Origin of the sequence: Micromonospora sp. WMMD956 (genome assembly GCF_029626125.1) — a bacterium.
GTDB classification, from domain to species: domain Bacteria; phylum Actinomycetota; class Actinomycetes; order Mycobacteriales; family Micromonosporaceae; genus Micromonospora; species Micromonospora carbonacea.
The window spans coordinates 1458464-1476624 of record NZ_JARUBI010000005.1; the positions used below are offsets into that span (position 1 = coordinate 1458464).

At 76.9% G+C, this 18161-nt stretch carries 16 protein-coding genes; 8 read left to right on the plus strand and 8 right to left on the minus strand.

The features are described from left to right. Positions 1-56 precede the first annotated feature (56 nt). Entirely contained in the window at positions 57-356 is a 300-nt protein-coding gene (locus O7628_RS06720; RefSeq protein WP_246384121.1) for a DUF6412 domain-containing protein, read from the minus strand. Between the two features lie 226 nt (positions 357-582). On the opposite strand from O7628_RS06720, the gene O7628_RS06725 reads away from it, so the two are divergent. The 4 genes from O7628_RS06725 (at position 583) to O7628_RS06740 (ending at position 5750) form a co-directional block, all read left to right on the plus strand. After that, positions 583-1731: a glutamate--cysteine ligase gene (locus O7628_RS06725; protein WP_278129142.1), complete on the plus strand. Its 1149-nt coding sequence runs from the start codon at positions 583-585 to the stop codon at positions 1729-1731. Positions 1732-1854: 123 nt separating this feature from the next. Continuing rightward, complete coding sequence (locus O7628_RS06730) at positions 1855-3228, plus strand: FAD-dependent oxidoreductase (protein ID WP_278129144.1); 1374 nt, start codon at positions 1855-1857, stop codon at positions 3226-3228. Between the two features lie 153 nt (positions 3229-3381). Then, on the plus strand, positions 3382-4803 hold the full coding sequence (locus tag O7628_RS06735) for a WGR domain-containing protein (protein WP_278129145.1): 1422 nt from the start codon (positions 3382-3384) through the stop codon (positions 4801-4803). Between the two features lie 41 nt (positions 4804-4844). Beyond that, positions 4845-5750 (plus strand): aminoglycoside phosphotransferase family protein, encoded by a 906-nt coding sequence (locus O7628_RS06740; RefSeq protein ID WP_278129146.1) that lies wholly within the window; start codon positions 4845-4847, stop codon positions 5748-5750. Between the two features lie 12 nt (positions 5751-5762). Here the strand turns inward: O7628_RS06740 and O7628_RS06745 are convergent, their stop codons facing one another. Beyond that, positions 5763-6617 carry a DNA-formamidopyrimidine glycosylase family protein gene (locus O7628_RS06745; RefSeq protein ID WP_347405150.1) on the minus strand — a complete coding sequence of 285 codons (855 nt, stop codon included), beginning with the start codon at positions 6615-6617 and terminating at the stop codon, positions 5763-5765. Positions 6618-6785: 168 nt separating this feature from the next. Between O7628_RS06745 and O7628_RS06750 the strand changes: the two genes are divergently transcribed. After that, positions 6786-7661, plus strand: coding sequence for a thrombospondin (locus tag O7628_RS06750; protein WP_278129150.1), 876 nt, complete (start codon positions 6786-6788; stop codon positions 7659-7661). Positions 7662-7972: 311 nt separating this feature from the next. On the opposite strand, the gene O7628_RS06755 is transcribed toward O7628_RS06750, so the two are convergent. Then, a complete protein-coding gene (locus O7628_RS06755) occupies positions 7973-8341 on the minus strand; it encodes a helix-turn-helix domain-containing protein (RefSeq protein WP_178066280.1) in 369 nt (122 codons plus the stop codon). Between the two features lie 97 nt (positions 8342-8438). On the opposite strand from O7628_RS06755, the gene O7628_RS06760 reads away from it, so the two are divergent. The 3 genes from O7628_RS06760 to rocD all read left to right on the plus strand — a co-directional run bounded on the left by O7628_RS06760 (position 8439) and on the right by rocD (position 11344). Then, positions 8439-9089, plus strand: coding sequence for an NAD(P)H-binding protein (locus tag O7628_RS06760; protein WP_278129153.1), 651 nt, complete (start codon positions 8439-8441; stop codon positions 9087-9089). A 225-nt stretch (positions 9090-9314) separates the two neighbouring features. Then, the gene (gene ddaH / locus O7628_RS06765; RefSeq protein ID WP_278129155.1) at positions 9315-10130 is read left to right on the plus strand and encodes a dimethylargininase; all 816 of its coding nucleotides are present in this window, start codon (positions 9315-9317) and stop codon (positions 10128-10130) included. Next, the gene (gene rocD / locus O7628_RS06770; RefSeq protein ID WP_178067797.1) at positions 10130-11344 is read left to right on the plus strand and encodes an ornithine--oxo-acid transaminase; all 1215 of its coding nucleotides are present in this window, start codon (positions 10130-10132) and stop codon (positions 11342-11344) included. The genes ddaH and rocD overlap by 1 nt, the downstream gene beginning before the upstream one ends. A gap of 58 nt (positions 11345-11402) precedes the next feature. Here rocD and O7628_RS06775 read toward each other — a convergent pair whose 3' ends face one another. From O7628_RS06775 to cutA, 5 genes are all read right to left on the minus strand, one after another. After that, complete coding sequence (locus O7628_RS06775) at positions 11403-12551, minus strand: FHA domain-containing protein (RefSeq protein ID WP_074472725.1); 1149 nt, start codon at positions 12549-12551, stop codon at positions 11403-11405. After that, positions 12548-12841: a 4a-hydroxytetrahydrobiopterin dehydratase gene (locus O7628_RS06780; RefSeq protein WP_074472724.1), complete on the minus strand. Its 294-nt coding sequence runs from the start codon at positions 12839-12841 to the stop codon at positions 12548-12550. The genes O7628_RS06775 and O7628_RS06780 overlap by 4 nt, the downstream gene beginning before the upstream one ends. Before the next feature lie 35 nt (positions 12842-12876). After that, positions 12877-13923, minus strand: a complete 1047-nt coding sequence (locus O7628_RS06785; protein WP_278129159.1) for an acyl-CoA desaturase — start codon at positions 13921-13923, stop codon at positions 12877-12879. Between the two features lie 150 nt (positions 13924-14073). Further along, positions 14074-17790, minus strand: a complete 3717-nt coding sequence (locus O7628_RS06790) for a hypothetical protein (RefSeq protein ID WP_278129161.1) — start codon at positions 17788-17790, stop codon at positions 14074-14076. Between the two features lie 47 nt (positions 17791-17837). Continuing rightward, positions 17838-18158 (minus strand): divalent-cation tolerance protein CutA, encoded by a 321-nt coding sequence (cutA, locus tag O7628_RS06795; RefSeq protein WP_074472721.1) that lies wholly within the window; start codon positions 18156-18158, stop codon positions 17838-17840. Between the last annotated feature and the right edge of the window lie 3 nt (positions 18159-18161).

The window sequence follows — 18161 nt, forward strand, 5'->3', positions numbered from 1 at the left end:
GCTGCCGCCCGGCCCACCGGCGGGCGGAGCGGGGGGCGGACGCCACCCGGGGAGCGCTACCCGGCCGGCAGGACCAGGCCCGGCGCGCGGGGGCGGGGACGGCCGTCGGCGTCCGGGTCGACCTGCCGGGGCACGCCCCGGCGGCGGGCGCGTTCGCGCAGGCCCACGCCCCGGCCGGTGCCCCGCCCCGGCGGGCCGGCCGCCGCCGACGGACGCCCCGCCAGCAGCACGGCGAGCAGCACGACGGCGACCACGGCCGCCCCGGCGAGCAGCTCGGCGGGGCGGTCCGCGAGCAGGGTCAGGTGGGTGAGCGCGTACGCCCACGCCCCTGTCACCGCCAGCAGCAGCCCCGTCACGCCGGCCAGGGTAGGAGGTGCCGTCCACCCGCCGACGAAGGAAGGGCCCCCTGTTAACACCTCCGGTGAGAGGGGTTCCCTTCTCTACCGAAAGCGTTAACAAGGGGCCCTTCCTTGCGCGCGACGCGCCGGCCCGACACGCGGGTCGGCGTTTTCCCGCGCCGACACGGTGGGTAATGCGCCGTCGACGTCGTGGCACGGTGCCGCGACCGGCACGGGACGGACGGTGAGGGCGATGAGCGGGTCAGTGGTCGAGCGGGAGCGGGACGCCGCCCAGGGCGGCACCGACCTGCTCACCGTCGGCGTGGAGGAGGAGTTCCTGCTCGTCGACCCGCACACCGGCACCGCCGTGCCGGCCGTCGACCTGGTCATGGAGCAGGTGCCGGCGGAGCTGCGCGGGCAGGTCGAGCGGGAGTTCCAGACCAGCCAGATCGAGATCGGCAGCCCACCGGGGTTGGAGCTGTCGTCGATCCGGCACTCCCTCGGGGTGCTGCGCCGGGCGCTGGCCGACGCCGCCGAGCGGGCCGGCGTACGGGTGCTGGCGATCGGCACGGGCCCGGTCGAGGGCCCCGTCCCACCGGTGGTCGACAAGCCCCGCTTCGACCGGATGATCGAGCGGTTCCGGCTGCTGGTGCCGGGGCCCGGCAACAACGGCATGCACGTGCACGTCGGGGTGCCGGACGCGGAGACCGGGGTGCGGGTGCTCAACCACGTCCGGCCCTGGCTGCCGATCCTGCACGCGGCCACCGCGAACTCGCCGTTCTCCGCCGGGGTGGACACCGGCTACGCGAGCTGGCGTTCGGTGGAGTGGGAGCGCTGGCCCTCGGTGGCGCCGACGCCGTACCTGGAGTCGCACGAGCACTACGAGCGGCTGATCCGGCAGCTCATCGCCAGCGGGGTAATGCTCGACGAGGGGATGCTCTACTGGTATGCCCGGCTGTCGGCGAAGTACCCGACGGTGGAGCTGCGCATCGGCGACGTCTGCCCCTCGGTGGACGACGCGGTGCTGATCGCCGCCCTGGTGCGGGCCCTGGTGGCGACCGCGATGACCGACATCGCCGCGGGCCGACCGCCCGTCCGCACCGACCACCACCTGCTGGTGGCCGCGCACTGGCGGGCCGCCCACGACGGCCTGGAGGGTCAGGGCGTCGACCTGACCGACGGCGAGCTGCGCCCGGCGTGGGAGCTGTTGGACTCCCTCGTCGAGCGGCTCTCCCCCGCCCTCGAACGGCACGGCGACCTGGCCGAGGTGACCGACCTGCTGGGCGGGCTGCGCCAGCAGGGCACCGGGGCGGCCCGGCAGCGGGCCGTCTTCGCGCGCACCGGCAGCCTGGTCGACGTGGTGCGGGACGTGGCCCGGCAGACCCGTGGCTGAGCGCGGTGGCCGCGCCCCCGCCCCCGGCCAGGGTGAACGCCTGCTTCTCCCCCGGCGGGATGCCCGCCGCCCGCGCCGCCGGGACCGGCCCGGGGCGGGGCGCGGCGTGACAGGATGGTCGGCGTGGCGCAACGGCTGATCGTCGTCGGCGGGGACGCCGCCGGCATGGCGGCGGCCTCCCAGGCGCGCCGCCGCCGCGACCGGTCCGACCTGGAGATCGTGGCGTTCGAGCGGGGGCGCTTCACGTCGTACTCGGCGTGCGGCATCCCGTACTGGATCAGCGGGCTGGTCCCGGAACGGGACCAGCTCATCGCCCGCGACCCGGCCACCTTCCGCGCCGACTTCGACATCGACGTCCGGCTGCGGCACGAGGTCACCGCGATCGACCTGGACCGCCGGGAGGTCGTCGCCCACGACCTCGACGGCGGCGGCGAGGTCCGCGAGCGCTTCGACGAGCTGGTATACGCCACCGGCGCGGTGCCGAAGCAGCCCGACTGGGCCGACCCCGCGGTGCGCGGCGTCTTCGGCGTGCAGACCCTCGGCGACGCCTCGGCGCTGCGCGAGTGGCTGGACGCCGAGCCCGCGCCCCGCCGTGCCGTGGTGGTGGGCGGCGGCTACATCGGGGTGGAGATGGCCGAGGCGCTGATCCAGCGCGGGCTGGCGGTCACCCTCGTCGAGCAGGCCGACCAGCCCATGTCGACCGTCGACCCGGACATGGCGGCGCTGGTCGCCGACGCGATGCGCGGCATCGGCATCGACATCCGCACCGGGGTCGAGGTGATCGGGCTCGACGGCCGCGACGGGCGGGTGTCGGCGGTGGTCACCGCCGACGGGCCGCTGCCGGCCGACGTCGTGGTGCTGGGCCTGGGCGTACGCCCCGACACCGCCCTCGCCGAGGCCGCCGGCCTGCCCGTCGGCCTCTCCGGGGGGATCCGGGTGGACCGGCGGATGCGGGTGCCCGGGGCGCCCGGGGTGTGGGCGGCCGGCGACTGCGTGGAGACCCTGCACCGGGTCAGCGGGGTGCCCGTGCACGTGCCGCTCGGCACCCACGCCAACAAGCAGGGCCGGGTCGCGGGGATCAACATCGGCGGCGGGTACGCCACCTTCCCGGGCGTCATCGGCACGGCCGTGACGAAGGTCTGCGAGCTGGAGGTGGGGCGCACCGGCCTGCGCGAGCGGGACGCCGCGGCTAGCGGCTTCGAGTTCGTGTCGGTGCGGGCCGAGTCGACGAACCGGGCCGGCTACTACCCGGGGGCGCGGACGATGACGGTGAAGCTGATCGCCGAGCGGTCCAGCGGGCGGCTGCTCGGGGCGCAGATCGTCGGCTGGTCGGAGGCGGCGAAGCGGATCGACACGCTGGCCGTGGCGCTGTGGAACGAGATGACGGTGGACGAGATGACCGCCCTCGACCTCGGCTACGCCCCGCCGTACGCGCCGGTGTGGGACCCGGTGCTGATCGCCGCCCGCAAGGCGGTCGACGCCCTGCACCAGGGGTAAGGAAGGGCACCCTGTTAACGCTTTTTGTATGGGAAGGGCCCCTTCCCAACACCGCTGGCGCGACGGCGGCGCTTTGTGTCGGGGGGCGTGGTTAGCGTGTGGGCGCAGTCGTGGTGCCGGGTCCGGCGCCCACTCCCCCTCGAAAGGCACGCCATGTCGCAGGAGACGACCTACCTCGAACTGTCCGAAGTGGACGGTGCGGCGCACAAGTTCTACGAGGTGGTGGTGGACGACACCGCGCTGACGCTGCGCTACGGCCGGATCGGCGACCAGGGCCAGGTGAAGACCACGACCTACCCGGACAACGCGCGCGCCCGCGCCGCCGCCGCGAAGAAGATCGGCGAGAAGGTCCGCAAGGGGTACGCGCCGGCGGTGCCCGGCGTCCGCCAGAAGCGGCCCGTGTCGCGGCGGCAGATCGTCAGCACCCGCTCGACGGCCCGCACCGCCCCGGTGCTGTGGCGCTACGCCTCCGGCGCGCCCGCGTTCGGCATCTTCGTCGACGGGCGGCACTGCATGGTCGGCAACGAGCACGGGGTGATCACCACCCTCGACCACGAGGCCCGGGTGCTGGGCCAGGTCCGCCTGCCCGACGGGGTGAAGTGCATCGTCGCCGACGACGCGTGGATCTACGCGGGCTGCGACGACGGCAACGTCTACGACCTGTCGGGCAAGGTGCCCCGGGTCGCGTACGCGATCGCCCCCGACATCGACATCTACTGGCTGGACATCCACGACGGGGTGCTGGGCGTCTCCGACGCCGACGGCGGCATCGCCGCGGTCGACCACGAGGACGAGTTCCTGTGGCGGCGGCCGGGGCGCGGCCGGGCGGCGTGGATGGTGCGCTGCGACGCCGACGCTCTCTACCACGGCCACTCGCAGGGGGTCACCGGCTACGACTGGCGCACCGGGCGGGAGCTGTGGCACACCCGCACCGGCCCGGTCCTGTTCGGGTGGCAGGAGCGCGACGCCGTGTTCGCCGGCACCGGCACCCGCGAGGTGGTGCGGCTGCGCAAGGACGGGCGGGCCGGGCAGACGTACCGCTGCGACGCCCCGGTCTTCTCCTGCGCCACCGCGGAGGACGGCCGGTACGTCTTCGCCGGCGACAACCAGTCCTCGATCTACTGCTTCGACGCGGCCGGCAACCGGCTGTGGAAGCTCGGCACCGGCTGCGGCTCGGCCTACTCGATGCAATACCACGACGACCGGCTCTACGTGGTCACCACCAGCGGCTACCTGGCCTGCGTCGACGCCAGCGAGCCGGCGATCCGGGCCGCCGAGGCGGGCACCGTGCCCGAGGTGGTGGACGTCAAGGCCCCCGCCCGGCAGCCCGAGCCGGCGGCGTGGACCGCCGTGGAGGTGGTCACCGACGACCGGGGCGGCGTGGTGGTGCAGTGCGTCGACGACGGCGGGCGGCTGCGCATCCACGTGCTCTCCGACGGTTACCGGCGGGACTGGTCGGTGCAGTTCCCCAAGGGCATCCGCGAGCCGGGCGCGCGCTACCTGGTCACCGAGGTCCGCGAGGCGGGCCGGGGCGGCTTCTACCGGGCGTACGGCGACATCCGCCGGCTGCGCTGAGCGGTCCGCGGCGCGCGGCCGTGCTGCGGCAGGATGGTCCGATGGAGACGGAGCTGGCGATCCCCGAGCGGCTGAGCTGGGTGCGGCGGACACCCGCCGGCCGGGCCTGGCTGGCGGCGCTGCCGGGCCGGCTCGCCGACTGCGTCGCGCAGTGGGGGCTGCGGCTCACCGGCCCGCCGTTTCCGTACGCGTTCGCCTCGCTGGCGCGGCCGGTCGAGCTGCCCGACGGCACCCGGGCGGTGCTCAAGCTCCAGCTTCCCGACGCCGACAGCGTGCACGAGGCCACGGCCCTGGCGTGCTGGGCGGGCGACGGGGCCGCCCGGCTGCTGGCGCACGATCCGGGCCGGCGGGCGCTGCTGGTGGAGCGCTGCGACCCGGGCACGCAGCTGCACGCCCCCGGTCGGGACGGCGCGCCGGCGGTGCCGCTGGACGAGGCGCTGGACGTCGTCGCCGGGCTGCTGCCCCGGCTGTGGCGGCCCGTCGGCGCGCCGTTCACGCCGCTGGCCGAGGAGGCCGCCGTCTGGTCGGAGCAGTTGCCGGCGCGGTGGGAGCGGCTCGGGCGGCCGTTCGAGCGCCGGCTGCTCGACGCCGCGCTCGGCCGGCTCGCCGAGCTGGTCGACACGCAGGGCGAGCAGGTGCTGGTCAACCAGGACATGCACGCGGGCAACATCCTGCGGGCCACCCGCGAGCCGTGGCTGGTGATCGACCCGAAGCCGCTGGCCGGGGAGCGCGAGTTCGGCGTGGTGGCGATCGTCCGGGGCCAGGAGCTCGGCCACTCCCCGGCGGCGGTGCGGCGGCGGCTGGACCGGCTCACCGACGCGCTCAGCCTCGACCGCGAACGCGTGCTGGGCTGGGCGATCGGGCACACGCTGGCCTGGAGCATGACCGACGACATGGTGTTCGCCGGCCAGGCCGACACCGTCCGCTGGCTGCTCGACCTCGCCTGAGCTGCCGGCGGGTCAGGGCCGACCGGGCTGGCAGCTGGGGCACCAGTAGAGGTTGCGGCCCGCCAGCTCGCCCCGGCGCACCTCGTCGCCGCAGACGTGGCACGGCTGGCCGGGCCGGCGGTAGACGTAGACCTCGCCGCCGTGCCGGTCCACCCGGGGCGCGCGGCCGGTGACCTCCGGCAGGTGGGCGTCCCGCACGGTGTCGATCCGGCCCGCCTCGACGGCCCGGGTCATCAGGTGCACCAGGTCCGCCCACAGCTCCCGCCACCGGGCCGGGGTCAGCTCCCGGCCGGCCAGCAGCGGCGACAGGCCGGCCCGGAACAACGCCTCCGTGACGAAGATCAGGCCGGTGCCGGCCACCACCGACTGGTCGAGCAGCAGCGCCGCGAGCGGGGTCGCGCTGCGGGAGATCCGGGCGTACGCGCGGGCCGGGTCGGCGTCGGCGCGCAGCGGGTCGGGGCCGAGGCGGTCGCGCAGCGCCGCCACCTCGGGCGGGGTGAGCAGCTCGCAGGCGTTCGGGCCGCGCAGGTCCAGCCAGTGCGCGTGGTGCGACGCCGCCGGCCCGGAGCGCGTACGCGAACCGTCGCCGGTCAGCCGCAGCCGCACCTGACCGACGGGCGGCGGGGGCTCGCCCGACCCGTCGGCGAACTTGCCGTACAGGCCGAGGTGCACGTGCAGGGTCAGCCCGTTCGCGTGGTGGTGCAGCAGGTGCTTGCCGTACGCCTCGGTGCTCTCCAGGACGGTGCCGCAGAGCCGGGCCGCGCCGTCGGCGAAGCGGCCCTGCGGGCTGGTGGCCCGCACCTCGGCCCCGGCGAACAGCTCGGCGTGCCGGGCGGCGAGACGGTGGATGGTGTGTCCCTCTGGCACGGGCGCCAAGCATAGACAACGGCGGGGGCGGGCCACCGGGGGCACACGCGGCCCCCGATCGGGTGAACCGGGTGTCGCCGGATCGGCGGCTGGGTACCTCGGTGGCGTTACCGCGTGGCTGCCGCCGGCGCTTCCGAGGTCTCCACGCGTTCATCAGGAGGTGAAGAGGTGAAGATTCCTTCGCTGTTGTCCCGCCGGAACGAGCCGGCGACGACGTACGACAGCAACGGCGACGGCCGGGTCGACGAGCGCGACGGTGCTGTCGCGTCCGGCGCCGACGGCCGCCCCGACGGGCAGCCGGTCGTCACCGACCGGGGCGGGGAGCAGACGACGTACCGCAGCAGCGCGACCGCCACCGACGGCGAGCGGGCCTCCGACGTGGAGCGCCGGGCCGCCGAGCGGGGGGCGCTGGCCCGCGCCGCTACCGCCCGCGCGGCCACCGCCCGCACCCCGGACGGCGAGCTGCGCCGCCCGGCCACCGCCGCGCCCACGGTCGACTCCCCGGGCCCGGAGCGGGAACACGGCGTCACCCGGACCCTGCCGGCGGCCCCCACGGCCGCACCGGCAACGGACCGCACGGCCGCACCGGCGACGGACCGGACGGCCGAGCGCCCGCTGCCGGCCGAGCGGGACCGCGCCGCCGAACGCCCGCTGCCGGCCGACCGGGTCGAGGCGGGGGACGAGGCCCGGCGGGAGCCGGTGCCGGTGCCGGCCGGGCCGAAGCCACGGGCCAGCCTGCTCGCCAGCCTCGGCCTGGTCGTCGGCGTCGCCGGGCTGGCCGCCGTGCTGACCGGCACCCTCGCCGGCTACGGCATCGCGGTCGGCGCGCTGGGCGCGGTGCTGTCGGTGTTCGGCCTGCTCGCCACCCGCCGCCGGCACATCGCGGGCAAGACGGACGCGCTGCTGGGCATGGCCTTCGGCGTGGCCGCCGTGGTGCTCGGCGTGCTGGCGATGACCGGGCAGTTCGTCTGGCCCACCACCGACGGCGACTGGGTGCAGCGGCTGCGCGAGTGGCTCGACTCACAGTTTGTCGACCGCCTCTGACGGGCACATTGGACCCCGCCGGCGGTTCGCCGGCACCGCTCGAACCGGCGATGCGCCGGCCCTGATCGACCCGGCGGTTCGCCGGGCTGCTCGACCCCGGTGGTGCGCCGGGGCGGTGAAACCCGGTGGTGCACCGGGACTTGTGCGACCCGGCGAACTCGCCGGCAGCCCGACGGATCCGGTGGTTCACCGGCCGGGCACACCCTTTTCGGGGGCGGCGATTCGCCGCCCCCGAAGCATGTCCGGCGAGCCGGTCCGGCGAGCAGGTGCGGGTGGCGTCTCCGGGGGTGGGCCCCGCCCTCGGTCCCGCCTCAGTCCGGTCGGGCGACGCCCTCCCGGGCGTCGAGAAGCTCGTCCCAGTGCTCGCGGTTCCAGGCGCAGACGGCCTCGATCGGGCCGAGCATGCTGCGGCCGAGCGGCGTGAGAGCGTACTCGACGCGGCGCGGCGGGCCGGGCTGCTCCGCGCGGCGCACCAGGCCGCTGGCCTCCAGCCGGCGTAGCGAGGCGGTGAGGGCCTTGGCGCTGACGCCGCGCAGCGGCACCCGCAGCTCGGAGAAGCGCCGGGGGCCGCCCTCCAGGCAGCGGATCACCATGCCGCCCCACTTGTCGCCGAACCGGAACGGCGACAGGTCCGACGGGCAGAGCGGATCGAACATCTCCGGATCCAGCGGCGTCACCATGGCACTCACCGTAATCGGTATCCGGGCGGTAACCGGCCCCCCGGCTAGCGTCGCCGCGGGGTCGCCGACGGGGCGACCGGAGCGAGGGGGTACGTCGATGAGCGGGATCGTCGTCTTCGGGGCCGGCGGCCGGGCCGGCCGGGCCGTGCTGGCCGAGGCGCGGGCGCGCGGCCACGAGGTGACCGCCGTGGTGCGGGATCCGGCCCGCCACACCGCCCTGGCGGCCGAGCCGGGCGTCCGGGTCGCCACCGGCGACGTCACCGACGCGGGACAGGTCGCCGAGCTGGCGGCCGGGCACGCCGCGGCGGTGCACGCCGCCGTCGACCTCGGCGTGCCGGCCGACGTCTTCTTCCCCGCCGCCGCCCGCGCGCTCGCGGCCGGGCTGGGGCGGGCCGGGGTGGGCCGGCTGGTGGTCGTCGGGCTGGCCGCCGTCCTGCCCACCGCGGCCGGGACCCCGCTGCTGGACACCCCGGGCTTCCCGCCGGAGTTCCGGTCGTTCTGCCTGGGGCACGGCGCCGGCACCGACGAGTTGCGCCGGGCCGGGGACGCGCCGGACTGGCTGGTGCTCAGCCCGGCCGGCGACTTCGACCACACCGGCCAGCCCGCCGGGGGCTACCGGTTCGCCACGGCGGACGGCGCGAGCCGGATCACCTACCCCGATCTCGCCCTCGCCCTGCTCGACGAGATCGACGCGCCCCGCCATCACCGGGTGCACCTGGGCGTAGAGGGCACGACGCCCCACGTGTGACGGCGGTAGTCGCCAGCGGCGGGGAGGAGACCGCCGGACAAGCGCGGGGGCGGCGACTGCGCAACACATCGCCGCCGTCGGGATCCGAGACGCAACGAATCGTCGGGCGACGCAACTTCCGGCGGTGGATGTCGTCGCTGCCCCCGCATACCGTTGGGCAACGGCGCCAGCCCGTGGGCCGAAGGTGGCCGGGCGCGCCCGACCCATGGGAGCAGGACAGTGACGATGGACGCCACCAGCCAGCGCTTTCTGATGTGCCGGCCGACGTACTTCGCCGTCGACTACGCGATCAACCCCTGGATGGACCCGACCGCCCCCGTCGACGCCGGCCTGGCCGTGCGGCAGTGGGAGCGGCTGCGGCAGGTCTACCGCGAGCTGGGCCACACCGTCGAGGAGATCGTGCCCGTGCCCGGCCTGCCCGACATGGTCTTCGCCGCCAACGGCGGCACCGTGATCGACGGCAGGGCGATGTCCGTGCAGTTCCGCGACCCGCAGCGCGCCGACGAGGCCCCGGCCTACCGGGCCTGGTTCGCCGCCGCCGGCTTCGAGCTGCACGACCCGAAGCACGTCAACGAGGGTGAGGGCGACGTCCTGCTCGCCGGGGACGTGCTGCTCGCCGGCACCGGGTTCCGCACGGCGCACGCCTCACACGCCCAGCTCCAGGAGGTCTTCGGCTACCCGGTGGTCACCCTGCAACTGGTCGACCCCCGCTTCTACCACCTGGACACCGCGCTCACCGTGCTCGACGAGCGCACCGTGGCGTACCTGCCGGAGGCGTTCTCGCCCGGCAGCCGGGCCGCGCTGCGCCGCCTCTTCCCGGACGCCGTCCACGCCACCGCCGCCGACGCCGAGGTGCTCGGCCTCAACGCCGTCAGCGACGGCCGGCACGTGGTGCTGCCGGAGCAGGCCACCGACCTGGCCGCGCGGCTGCGCGACCGGGGCTACGAGACCATCGGGGTCGACCTGTCCGAGCTGCGCAAGGCCGGCGGCGGACCGAAGTGCTGCACGTTGCGACTCCGTCAGGGAAAGGCGAGCAAGTGATCGTGGAAGACATGCTGCGGACGCCGGGGGCGGTCCGGGACGCCGAGCGCCACACCGCGCACAACTACCACCCGCTGCCGGTGGTGATCAGCTCCGCGGAGGGCGCCTGGCTCACCGACGTCGACGGGCGGCGCTACCTGGACTGCCTCGCCGGCTACTCGGCGCTCAACTTCGGCCACCGGCACCCCCGGCTGATCGCCGCCGCGCACGCCCAGCTCGACCGGCTGACCCTCACCAGCCGGGCGTTCGTCCACGACCAGTTCGCCGACTTCTGCCGGGAGCTCGCCGAGCTGTGCGGCAAGGACCTGGTCCTGCCGATGAACACCGGCGCGGAGGCCGTCGAGACCGGGATCAAGGTGGCCCGCAAGTGGGGCTACCGGGTCAAGGGCGTCCCGGCCGGGCGGGCGAACATCGTGGTGGCCGAGGGCAACTTCCACGGGCGTACGACCACCATCGTGAGCTTCTCCACGGATGAGGACGCGCGGGCCGACTTCGGGCCGTACACGCCGGGCTTCACCGTGGTCCCCTACGGCGACCTGGCGGCGCTGGAGGCGGCGATCGACGACGACACCGTGGCCGTGCTGCTGGAGCCGATCCAGGGCGAGCAGGGCGTCGTGGTGCCGCCGGCCGGCTACCTGCCGGGCGTACGGCGGGTCTGCACCGAGCGGAACGTGCTGTTCCTCGCCGACGAGATCCAGTCCGGCCTGGGCCGCACCGGGGCGACGTTCGCCTGCGACCACGAGGACGTGGTGCCCGACATGTACCTGCTCGGCAAGGCGCTGGGCGGCGGCATCGTGCCCGTCTCCGCGGTCGCCGCGAACGCCGACGTGCTCGGGGTGCTCCAGCCCGGCCAGCACGGCTCGACGTTCGGCGGCAACCCGCTGGCCTGCGCGGTGGCCACCCAGGTCGTCCGGCTGCTGGCCACCGGCGAGTTCCAGCGCCGCTCGGCGGAGCTGGGCGAGCGGCTGCACGCCGGGCTGCACGGCCTCGTCGGCCGGGGCCTCGTCGCCGTGCGCGGCCGGGGGCTCTGGGCCGGCCTCGACATCGACCCGGCGCTGATGACCGGCCGGCAGGCGTGCGAGCGGCTGATGGCCCGCGGCGTGCTGGCCAAGGACACCCACGGCTCCACGATCCGGCTCGCCCCGCCGCTGGTCATCACCGCCGAGGAGATCGACCACGCGGTCGCCCAGCTCGCCGCCGTGCTGACCGACTGACCGTACGACGTCGCGGGGGCGCCGGGCCACTGCCCCACGCCCCCGCGACGCGCCCGGCTCACGGCCGGGGCAGGCGCATCGCCATGGTCGGGGCCTCGGCCATCACCGAGGTCGGGGTGAACGGCGCGCCCGAGGGCAGCTCGTCGGCGCGACCGACCTGCACCCCCGGATAGAGCTCGACCATGTCGCCGGCGGACAGCACCCGCGACTGCTGCGGCTTGAGCGCGATCCGGTCCGCCTCCGCCATCGAGCCGCCGGGGCGCACCCCCGACCCGTTGGTGCTCACGTCGGTCACGATCACCTCGCCGACGCGGAGCTCGAAGCGGACGTGGCCGCGGCTGATCCAGCGCCGCGCCTCGTCGTTGAGCCACTGGCCGAGCACGATCCCGCCCTGCTCCTCCGGCGCGCGCCCGACCAGCACCGGCTGCTCCTCGGTGAGCACGAACCGGCGGCGGATCAGCCCGCCGATGCGTACGGCCAGCACCTCCGTGCGGGGCCGGGGCCCGGCGTCGCCGAGCCGCGCGCCGTGCCGGGGGCAGGTCGGCACGCCGCCGCGCAGGGCGGGCGGCGGCTGCCCGGCCGGGGCCCGCTCGACCCGGGCCAGGTCGGCGAACGCGCCGCCGCCCCCGCCGCCGAACAGCGCGCAACCCGGCTCCGGGCAGCGCCACTGCCGGGCGAGCAGCTTCTCCCCCGTCGCCGAGCGGGTGCCGGCGACCGGCACGTTGCCGCCGCCGACGTGGGCGATGAACACCGGCCCGCCCGCGCCGGGCACCGGGGCGAGCACCCGGCCGGGCTGCTCGACGGTCCACGGGAACCGGCCGCGCAGGCCGTCGAAGCGGGCCCGGCTGAGCACCGGCAGCCCCAGCAGGTCGGCGACCTCCAGCATCCGGTCGCCCGGGTGGTCGAGCACCTCCACCAGGCCGTCGTCGGCCCAACGGCGCACCACCATCCGCTCGTTGGAGGTGAGGTCGGGGTCGGAGAGCAGGGCGCGGTGCACGATCGCGTACACCGGGACGCTGTCCTCCTCCAGGTCGCGGGCGAGCGCGTCGATCACCATGCCGAGCCGGAGCAGGTTCGCCGGTCGGCCGCCGTCGAGGTCCTGGTAGCGGATCACCTCGGCCAGGTCGAGGACGGCCCGCGCCAGCGACGGGTCGGTGCAGACCCGCCCCTCGATGGCGTCGAGCACCTTGCTGATCTCGAATCTCATCGGGCACTCCGGACGATGTCGTCGATGCGCCGCGCCAGCTCCAGGTCCCGGTGGGTCACCCCGCCGGCCGAGTGGGTGACGCAGCGGAAGGTGAGGGTCCGCCACCGGATGTCGATGTCGGGATGATGGTCGAGCTCCTCGGCCACCTCGGCGACCCGGTCGACCACCGCGACGGCCGCCGGGAAGCTCGCCAGCTCGACGGTGCGACCGATCCCGGTGGGATCCCCCGTCCAGCCGGCCAGCCCGCCCAGCCCGTCTCGCACCGCCTCCGCGGTGAGCACGTCTGCCATGGCCAGACCCTACCTGCCAGGGCCGACCGGGCGGCTCAGCCCCGCAGCGGGCGGCCCACCTCGTGCAGGTGGGCCAGCGCCTGCCGGTACGACTCGACCAGCCCGGTCTCGACGTACGGCACCCCGTGCTCGGCGCAGTACGCCCGCACGATCGGCCGGGCCCGGCGCAGGTTGCCCCGGGGCATGTTCGGGAACAGGTGGTGCTCGATCTGGTAGTTGAGCCCGCCCAGCGCGACGTCGACGAACCAGCCGCCCCGCACGTTGCGCGAGGTGAGCACCTGCTTGCGCAGGAAGTCCAGCTCCTCGCCGGCCCTCGGCATCGGCATGCCCTTGTGGTTCGGGGCGAACGCGCACCCCATGTAGAGCCCCCACAGCCCCTGGTGCACGGCGACGAACGCCAGCGCCTTCCCCGGCGGCAGCACCGCGAAGAGCAGGCCGAGGTAGCCGGCCGCGTGCAGCGCGAGCAACAGCCCCTCGACGGCCCGGTGCCGCACCGGGGTGGCGTACCGGCCGTCGGCGGTGCGCCCCAGCAGCGCCCGCACGCTCGCCACGTGCAGGGCCAGCCCCTCCAGCAGCAGCATCGGGAAGAACAGCCACGCCTGCCGCCGGGCCAGCCGCCGGCCGATCCCCCGGGTCGCGGCGGCCTGCTCGTGCGACCAGACCAGCGCCCCGGCCCCGACGTCCGGGTCCTCGTCGTGGTGGTTGGGGTTGGCGTGGTGCCGGTTGTGCTTGTCGACCCACCAGCCGTAGCTGAGGCCGACCGCGAGGTTGCCGGCGAGCAGCCCGGCCACCTCGCTCGGGCCCCGGCGGCGGAACATCTGCCGGTGGCCGGCGTCGTGCCCGAGGAACGCCACCTGGGTGGTCGCCACGGCCAGGCCGGCCGCCACCGCGAGCTGCCACCAGGAGTCTCCGACCAGCGGCACCGCCGCCCAGCCGGCGACGAAGGCGGCCACGGTCAGGACGATCCGGGCGGCGTAGCCGGCGGGCCGGCGGTCGAGCAGGCCCGCCTCGTTGATCCGTCTGGACAGTCGTGCATAGTCGCTGCCCCGTCGGGCCGGCGGGTCCGCTGTCGCTGCAAGCATGATCTGAGCTCCCCGCATCTCGACACCCGGGCTGCGCCGGACGGCGGGCCCTGATGTCGAGTCTCGCGGCAACAGTAGCTCTGGGTAATCCGGGCAGCACCCGCATCCGGGGTGGGGTGCTCCCCACCCCCGTCCCGCCGGCCCCGTCCGTCAGCTCATCCGCCCCACCGCCGCCCGGAACCGGGCCAGGTCGCGGCGACGCCGCTCGTAGGTCGCGGCCAGGCCGATCAGCGCCAGCCCGCCGACCGCCAGGAAGATCCACCGGGGCAGCAGGTCCCAGCCGCGGGCCAGCTCGTGCAGCGCGAGCAGGACGAGGGTGACCCCGCCGAGCAGCACCGGGGCCTGCCATCGGCGGGCCGCGCCGGCCAGCACCACGGCCAGCGCGCCGGCCCCGAGCAGCAGCCGCCGCCAGGGCTGCGGGTCGGGCGCGAACAGCACCGACACCCCGCTGGGCAGCAGCGCGGCGACCAGCCCCGGGCCCAGCGCGAGCCAGCTGTTCAGGCCCGGCCGGGTGCGCAGCGCCACCGCGCCCGCCGCCAGGGCCAGGCCCGCCGCCGGCAGGGTGTACGCCTCCAGCAGCACCACCCCGCCCGCGACCAGCAGCAGCCAGGCGCCGAGCAGTTCGCTGCCCCCGGCGACGCCCGCGAACGCCCAGCGCCAGCCGACCGGCTCGCCCCGGCGCAGCAGCCGCAGCCCCACGGCGGCCCCCCAGAGCACGCAGACCGCGGCGGCGTAGCGGGGCGACCCGACGGCGAGCAGCACCGCCAGCAGGGCCACGGCCTGGGCGGCCACGTCGAGCACCCGGCCCCGCAGCCGGTCGGCGGCCGGCAGGGCGGCGGCGACCAGGACCAGCACCGCCACCGCCAGGACGGCGAAGGAGGCCCCGCGCAGCGGCAGGCCCGCCGCCCGCGCGGCGGTGACCGCGAACCCGGTCGCCGAACCGACCGCCACCAGGGCACCGGCCAGCCGGGCCACGCCCGTGCGGCCCGCGACGGCGGCCACCACGGCGGCGACCACCAGCGTCCCGAGGCCGGTGAGCGTGCCGGCCCGGGTGGCGAGCAGCCCGACCAGCCCGGCCACCGTGGCCACCAGCCCCACCGGCACGGTGACCGCGACGAGCAACGGCCGGGGCCGGGCCAGCGCGGCAGCCAGCAGGGCGGCCACCCCGATCCCCAGCAGGACCGCCGGCACCACCGGCCACGGCGCACCGGCGGCGGCGTGCAGCACCGGCGTCGCCGCCGCGGCGAACGGCAGCGCGAACAGCGCCGCGTCGCCCGGCCCCGCCGCCCGGGGCGGCGGCCCGCCGGCCGGATCGACCGTCGCCCGGCCGGGCGCGCGGCCCGCCAGCGCGGCGGCCAGGGTCAGCACGAGCAGGGCCACGCCGGCCGGGGTGGCCCCCGGGACCGGGCCGCCGGTGGGCGCGCCCGACCACGGCGCGGCCACCTCGCCGTACGGGGCGACGAGCACCCGCGCGAGCACACCGGCGGCGGCGGACAGCGCCACCGCGAGCAGACCGAGGCCGCTGACCAGCGGCGCTCCCGCCGGCCGGGTGCCCGGCCCGGCGAGCACGGTCAGCAGGACCACCACGGCGGCGTAGAGCGCCACCGGCTCGTCGACCCGTACGACTAGGGGGGCCAGCGCCACCAGCGCGGACCCGGCGGCGAAGGCGACGGAGGCGTACCCGGTCAGCTCGGGCCACCGGCGGCGGACGGCGACCAGCGCGACCAGCGGCAGCCCGACGGCGGCGAGGGCGGCCCGCGCCTGCCACCAGGGCGGCACCCCGGCGGCGAAGAGCGCGACGGTGACCGCCGCCGGCACCGCGAGCAGCGCGGCGGCCAGGGCGGCCCCCGCGACGCCCCGCCGGACGCCGCCGGCCCGCCGGCCCAGGGCGGCGACGGCCGCCCCGAGCGGCACGACCGCGCCGAGCAACGCCGCCTCCCCGGCCGGGGAGGCCAGGCCGACCAGGAGCGCGTGCCCGACCAGCGCGGCGCCGGCGACCGCCGCCGCCAGCACGCCCCACCAGGGCCGGGCCCGGGTGACGGCGAACAGCAGCAGCCCCGCGCCGACGACCAGGCCGGCAGCCGGCACCACCGGCCACGGCACCGGCCCGACGCCCGACACGCCGAGGGTGGCGAACGCGACGGCGGCCACCCCGATCACCGGCCACGCCACCCGGGGCAGCAGCACCGCCAGGGCGAGGGCCGCCGCCGCCACGGCGACCGGGACCTGCCACCCCCAGGGCAGGTGCGGGCCGGCGGCGACGCCCGACCAGGGCGGCAGCACCCGGCCCACCGCGACCGCGCCCAGCACCACGGCGAGCACGGCACCGACCTGCGCCGCCCCGGCCGCGACCACCAGGGCCCCGGCCCTCGGCCCGGTGCCGACCCGGCCGGGCAGCGCCCGGACCGCCCCGGCCAGCGCCAGCGCGACGAGCGCCGTGGCCACCGTCAGCAGCCCCGGGCGCAGCTCCGCCACCGGCCGCAGCAGCGCGAGGCCGAGCACCGGGACCAGCGCCCCGGCCGCGGCGACCCGGAACAGCCGGCCGCCGGCGACCAGCGCCGCGCCGAGCAGGGCCAGGCTGACCAGGAGCAGGGGCCCGCCGGCCAGCAGCGGCGACCCGGCGGCCCGGCCCACGGCGAGCGGCACCAGCGCGCAGCCGGCCGCGACGAGGAGCGCGCCGCCGTAGCCGAGCCAGGCCAGCACCCGGCCGGCGGCGGGGGCCGCCCCCCCGGCGGCCCCCGCCCCGACCGGCGCTCCCCCGACCGGCGCTGTCGTCGACGCCGCTGCCGGCTGGGCCGGCGACCCCAAGGACCCAAGCGACCCCGGCGACCCCGGCGGGACCGGGGCCGCTGCCGGAGCGGGGGCCGGCGTCGGGGCCGGGGCACGGTCGCGCAGGGCGGCGACCACGGCGAGGTTCAGCGCCGCGACGCCGACGAACACCACCGTCCAGCCGGCCGCCGACGGGTGGGCCGGGCCGGCCAGCAGCGGCAGCACCGGCTGCACGGTGCACAGCGCCGCGAACCACGGCACCGTCAGCCGGGTCAGCCGGCCGTAGCCCGCCGCCAGCGCCGCGCTGCCCCCCCCGACCAGCGCGGCGTAGCGGGCACCGGGCCAGCCGGCCACCCCGAACAGGTCCACCGACCAGGCGGCGTACCCGTCGAGCACCACCAGCAGCAGCCCCACGGCGGCGAACGTCTCCGCCGTGCCGCGCAGCCCGCGCCGCGCCGCGACCGGCGGGACGGCCAGGGCGAGCGCGGTGAACGCGAGCAGGATCAGCGCCCGGCCGGCGACGCCCACCGTGGCCCAGGCGACCGCCGTGAAGACCACCGCCGCCGTGCCGAGCAGCAGGCCGCCGAGCACGAAGAGCAGCCCCTGCACCGTGCGGGTGGAGGTCTCCGCCCCGCCGACCTGCACCGGCCGCTGCGGCGGCACCGGGCCGACCGGCGCGGCCGGCACCGGGCCGGGCAGCCGCACCGCCGGGCCCGGCGGCCGCACCTGTTCGCCGGACACCGGCGACGCGGGGCCGGGCAGCCGCACCTGAGGCCCGGCCGCCGGCACGGGGGCCGGCGCGACGGGGGGCGGCGGCACGGCAGCCGGCCCGGCCGGGCGCAGGGCGCCGACCGGGGTCGCCGCGCGGACCCGGGCCGCCAGGTCCGCCCGGCGGGCCTGCGCCGACCGCACCGAACCGACCAGTTCGAGGTACGCCCGCCGGGCCTGCTCCGCCTGCCCGGAGAGCACGACGATCTCCCGGTCGAGCCGGATCACCTCGGCGGCGGTCGGGTCGGGTGCCTGCCCGCAGCGCCGGCAGCCGACACTCAGGTCGGCCGGGGCCCCGCACGCCGGGCAGGGGTAGCCACTCGTGTCCACCCGGCCATCATGGTGCCCTGGTCAAGACCCACCCAGAGTGCGCGTACTCAGGGCCGGGTCTGCTCGTGCACCCAGGCCGTGTAGTCGGGGTTGCCGCTGTCCACCCGGGTCACCAGGACCTCCGGAACTTCGTACGGATGGCTGAGGCGGATGTGGTCGACCAGCGCCGGAACCCGGTCCGGGGCGGTCTTGAACAGCACCGACCACTCGGTGGTCGTCTCCACCGCGGACCGCCACCAGTAGGTGCTGTCCACCTGGCCGCCCACCTGCGCGCAGGCGGCCAGCCGACCGGCGACCGCGGCCGCCGCGAGCACGTCCGCGACCGAGCGGCTGTCCACCACGGTCGTCACCACGCTGATCTGCTCCACGAG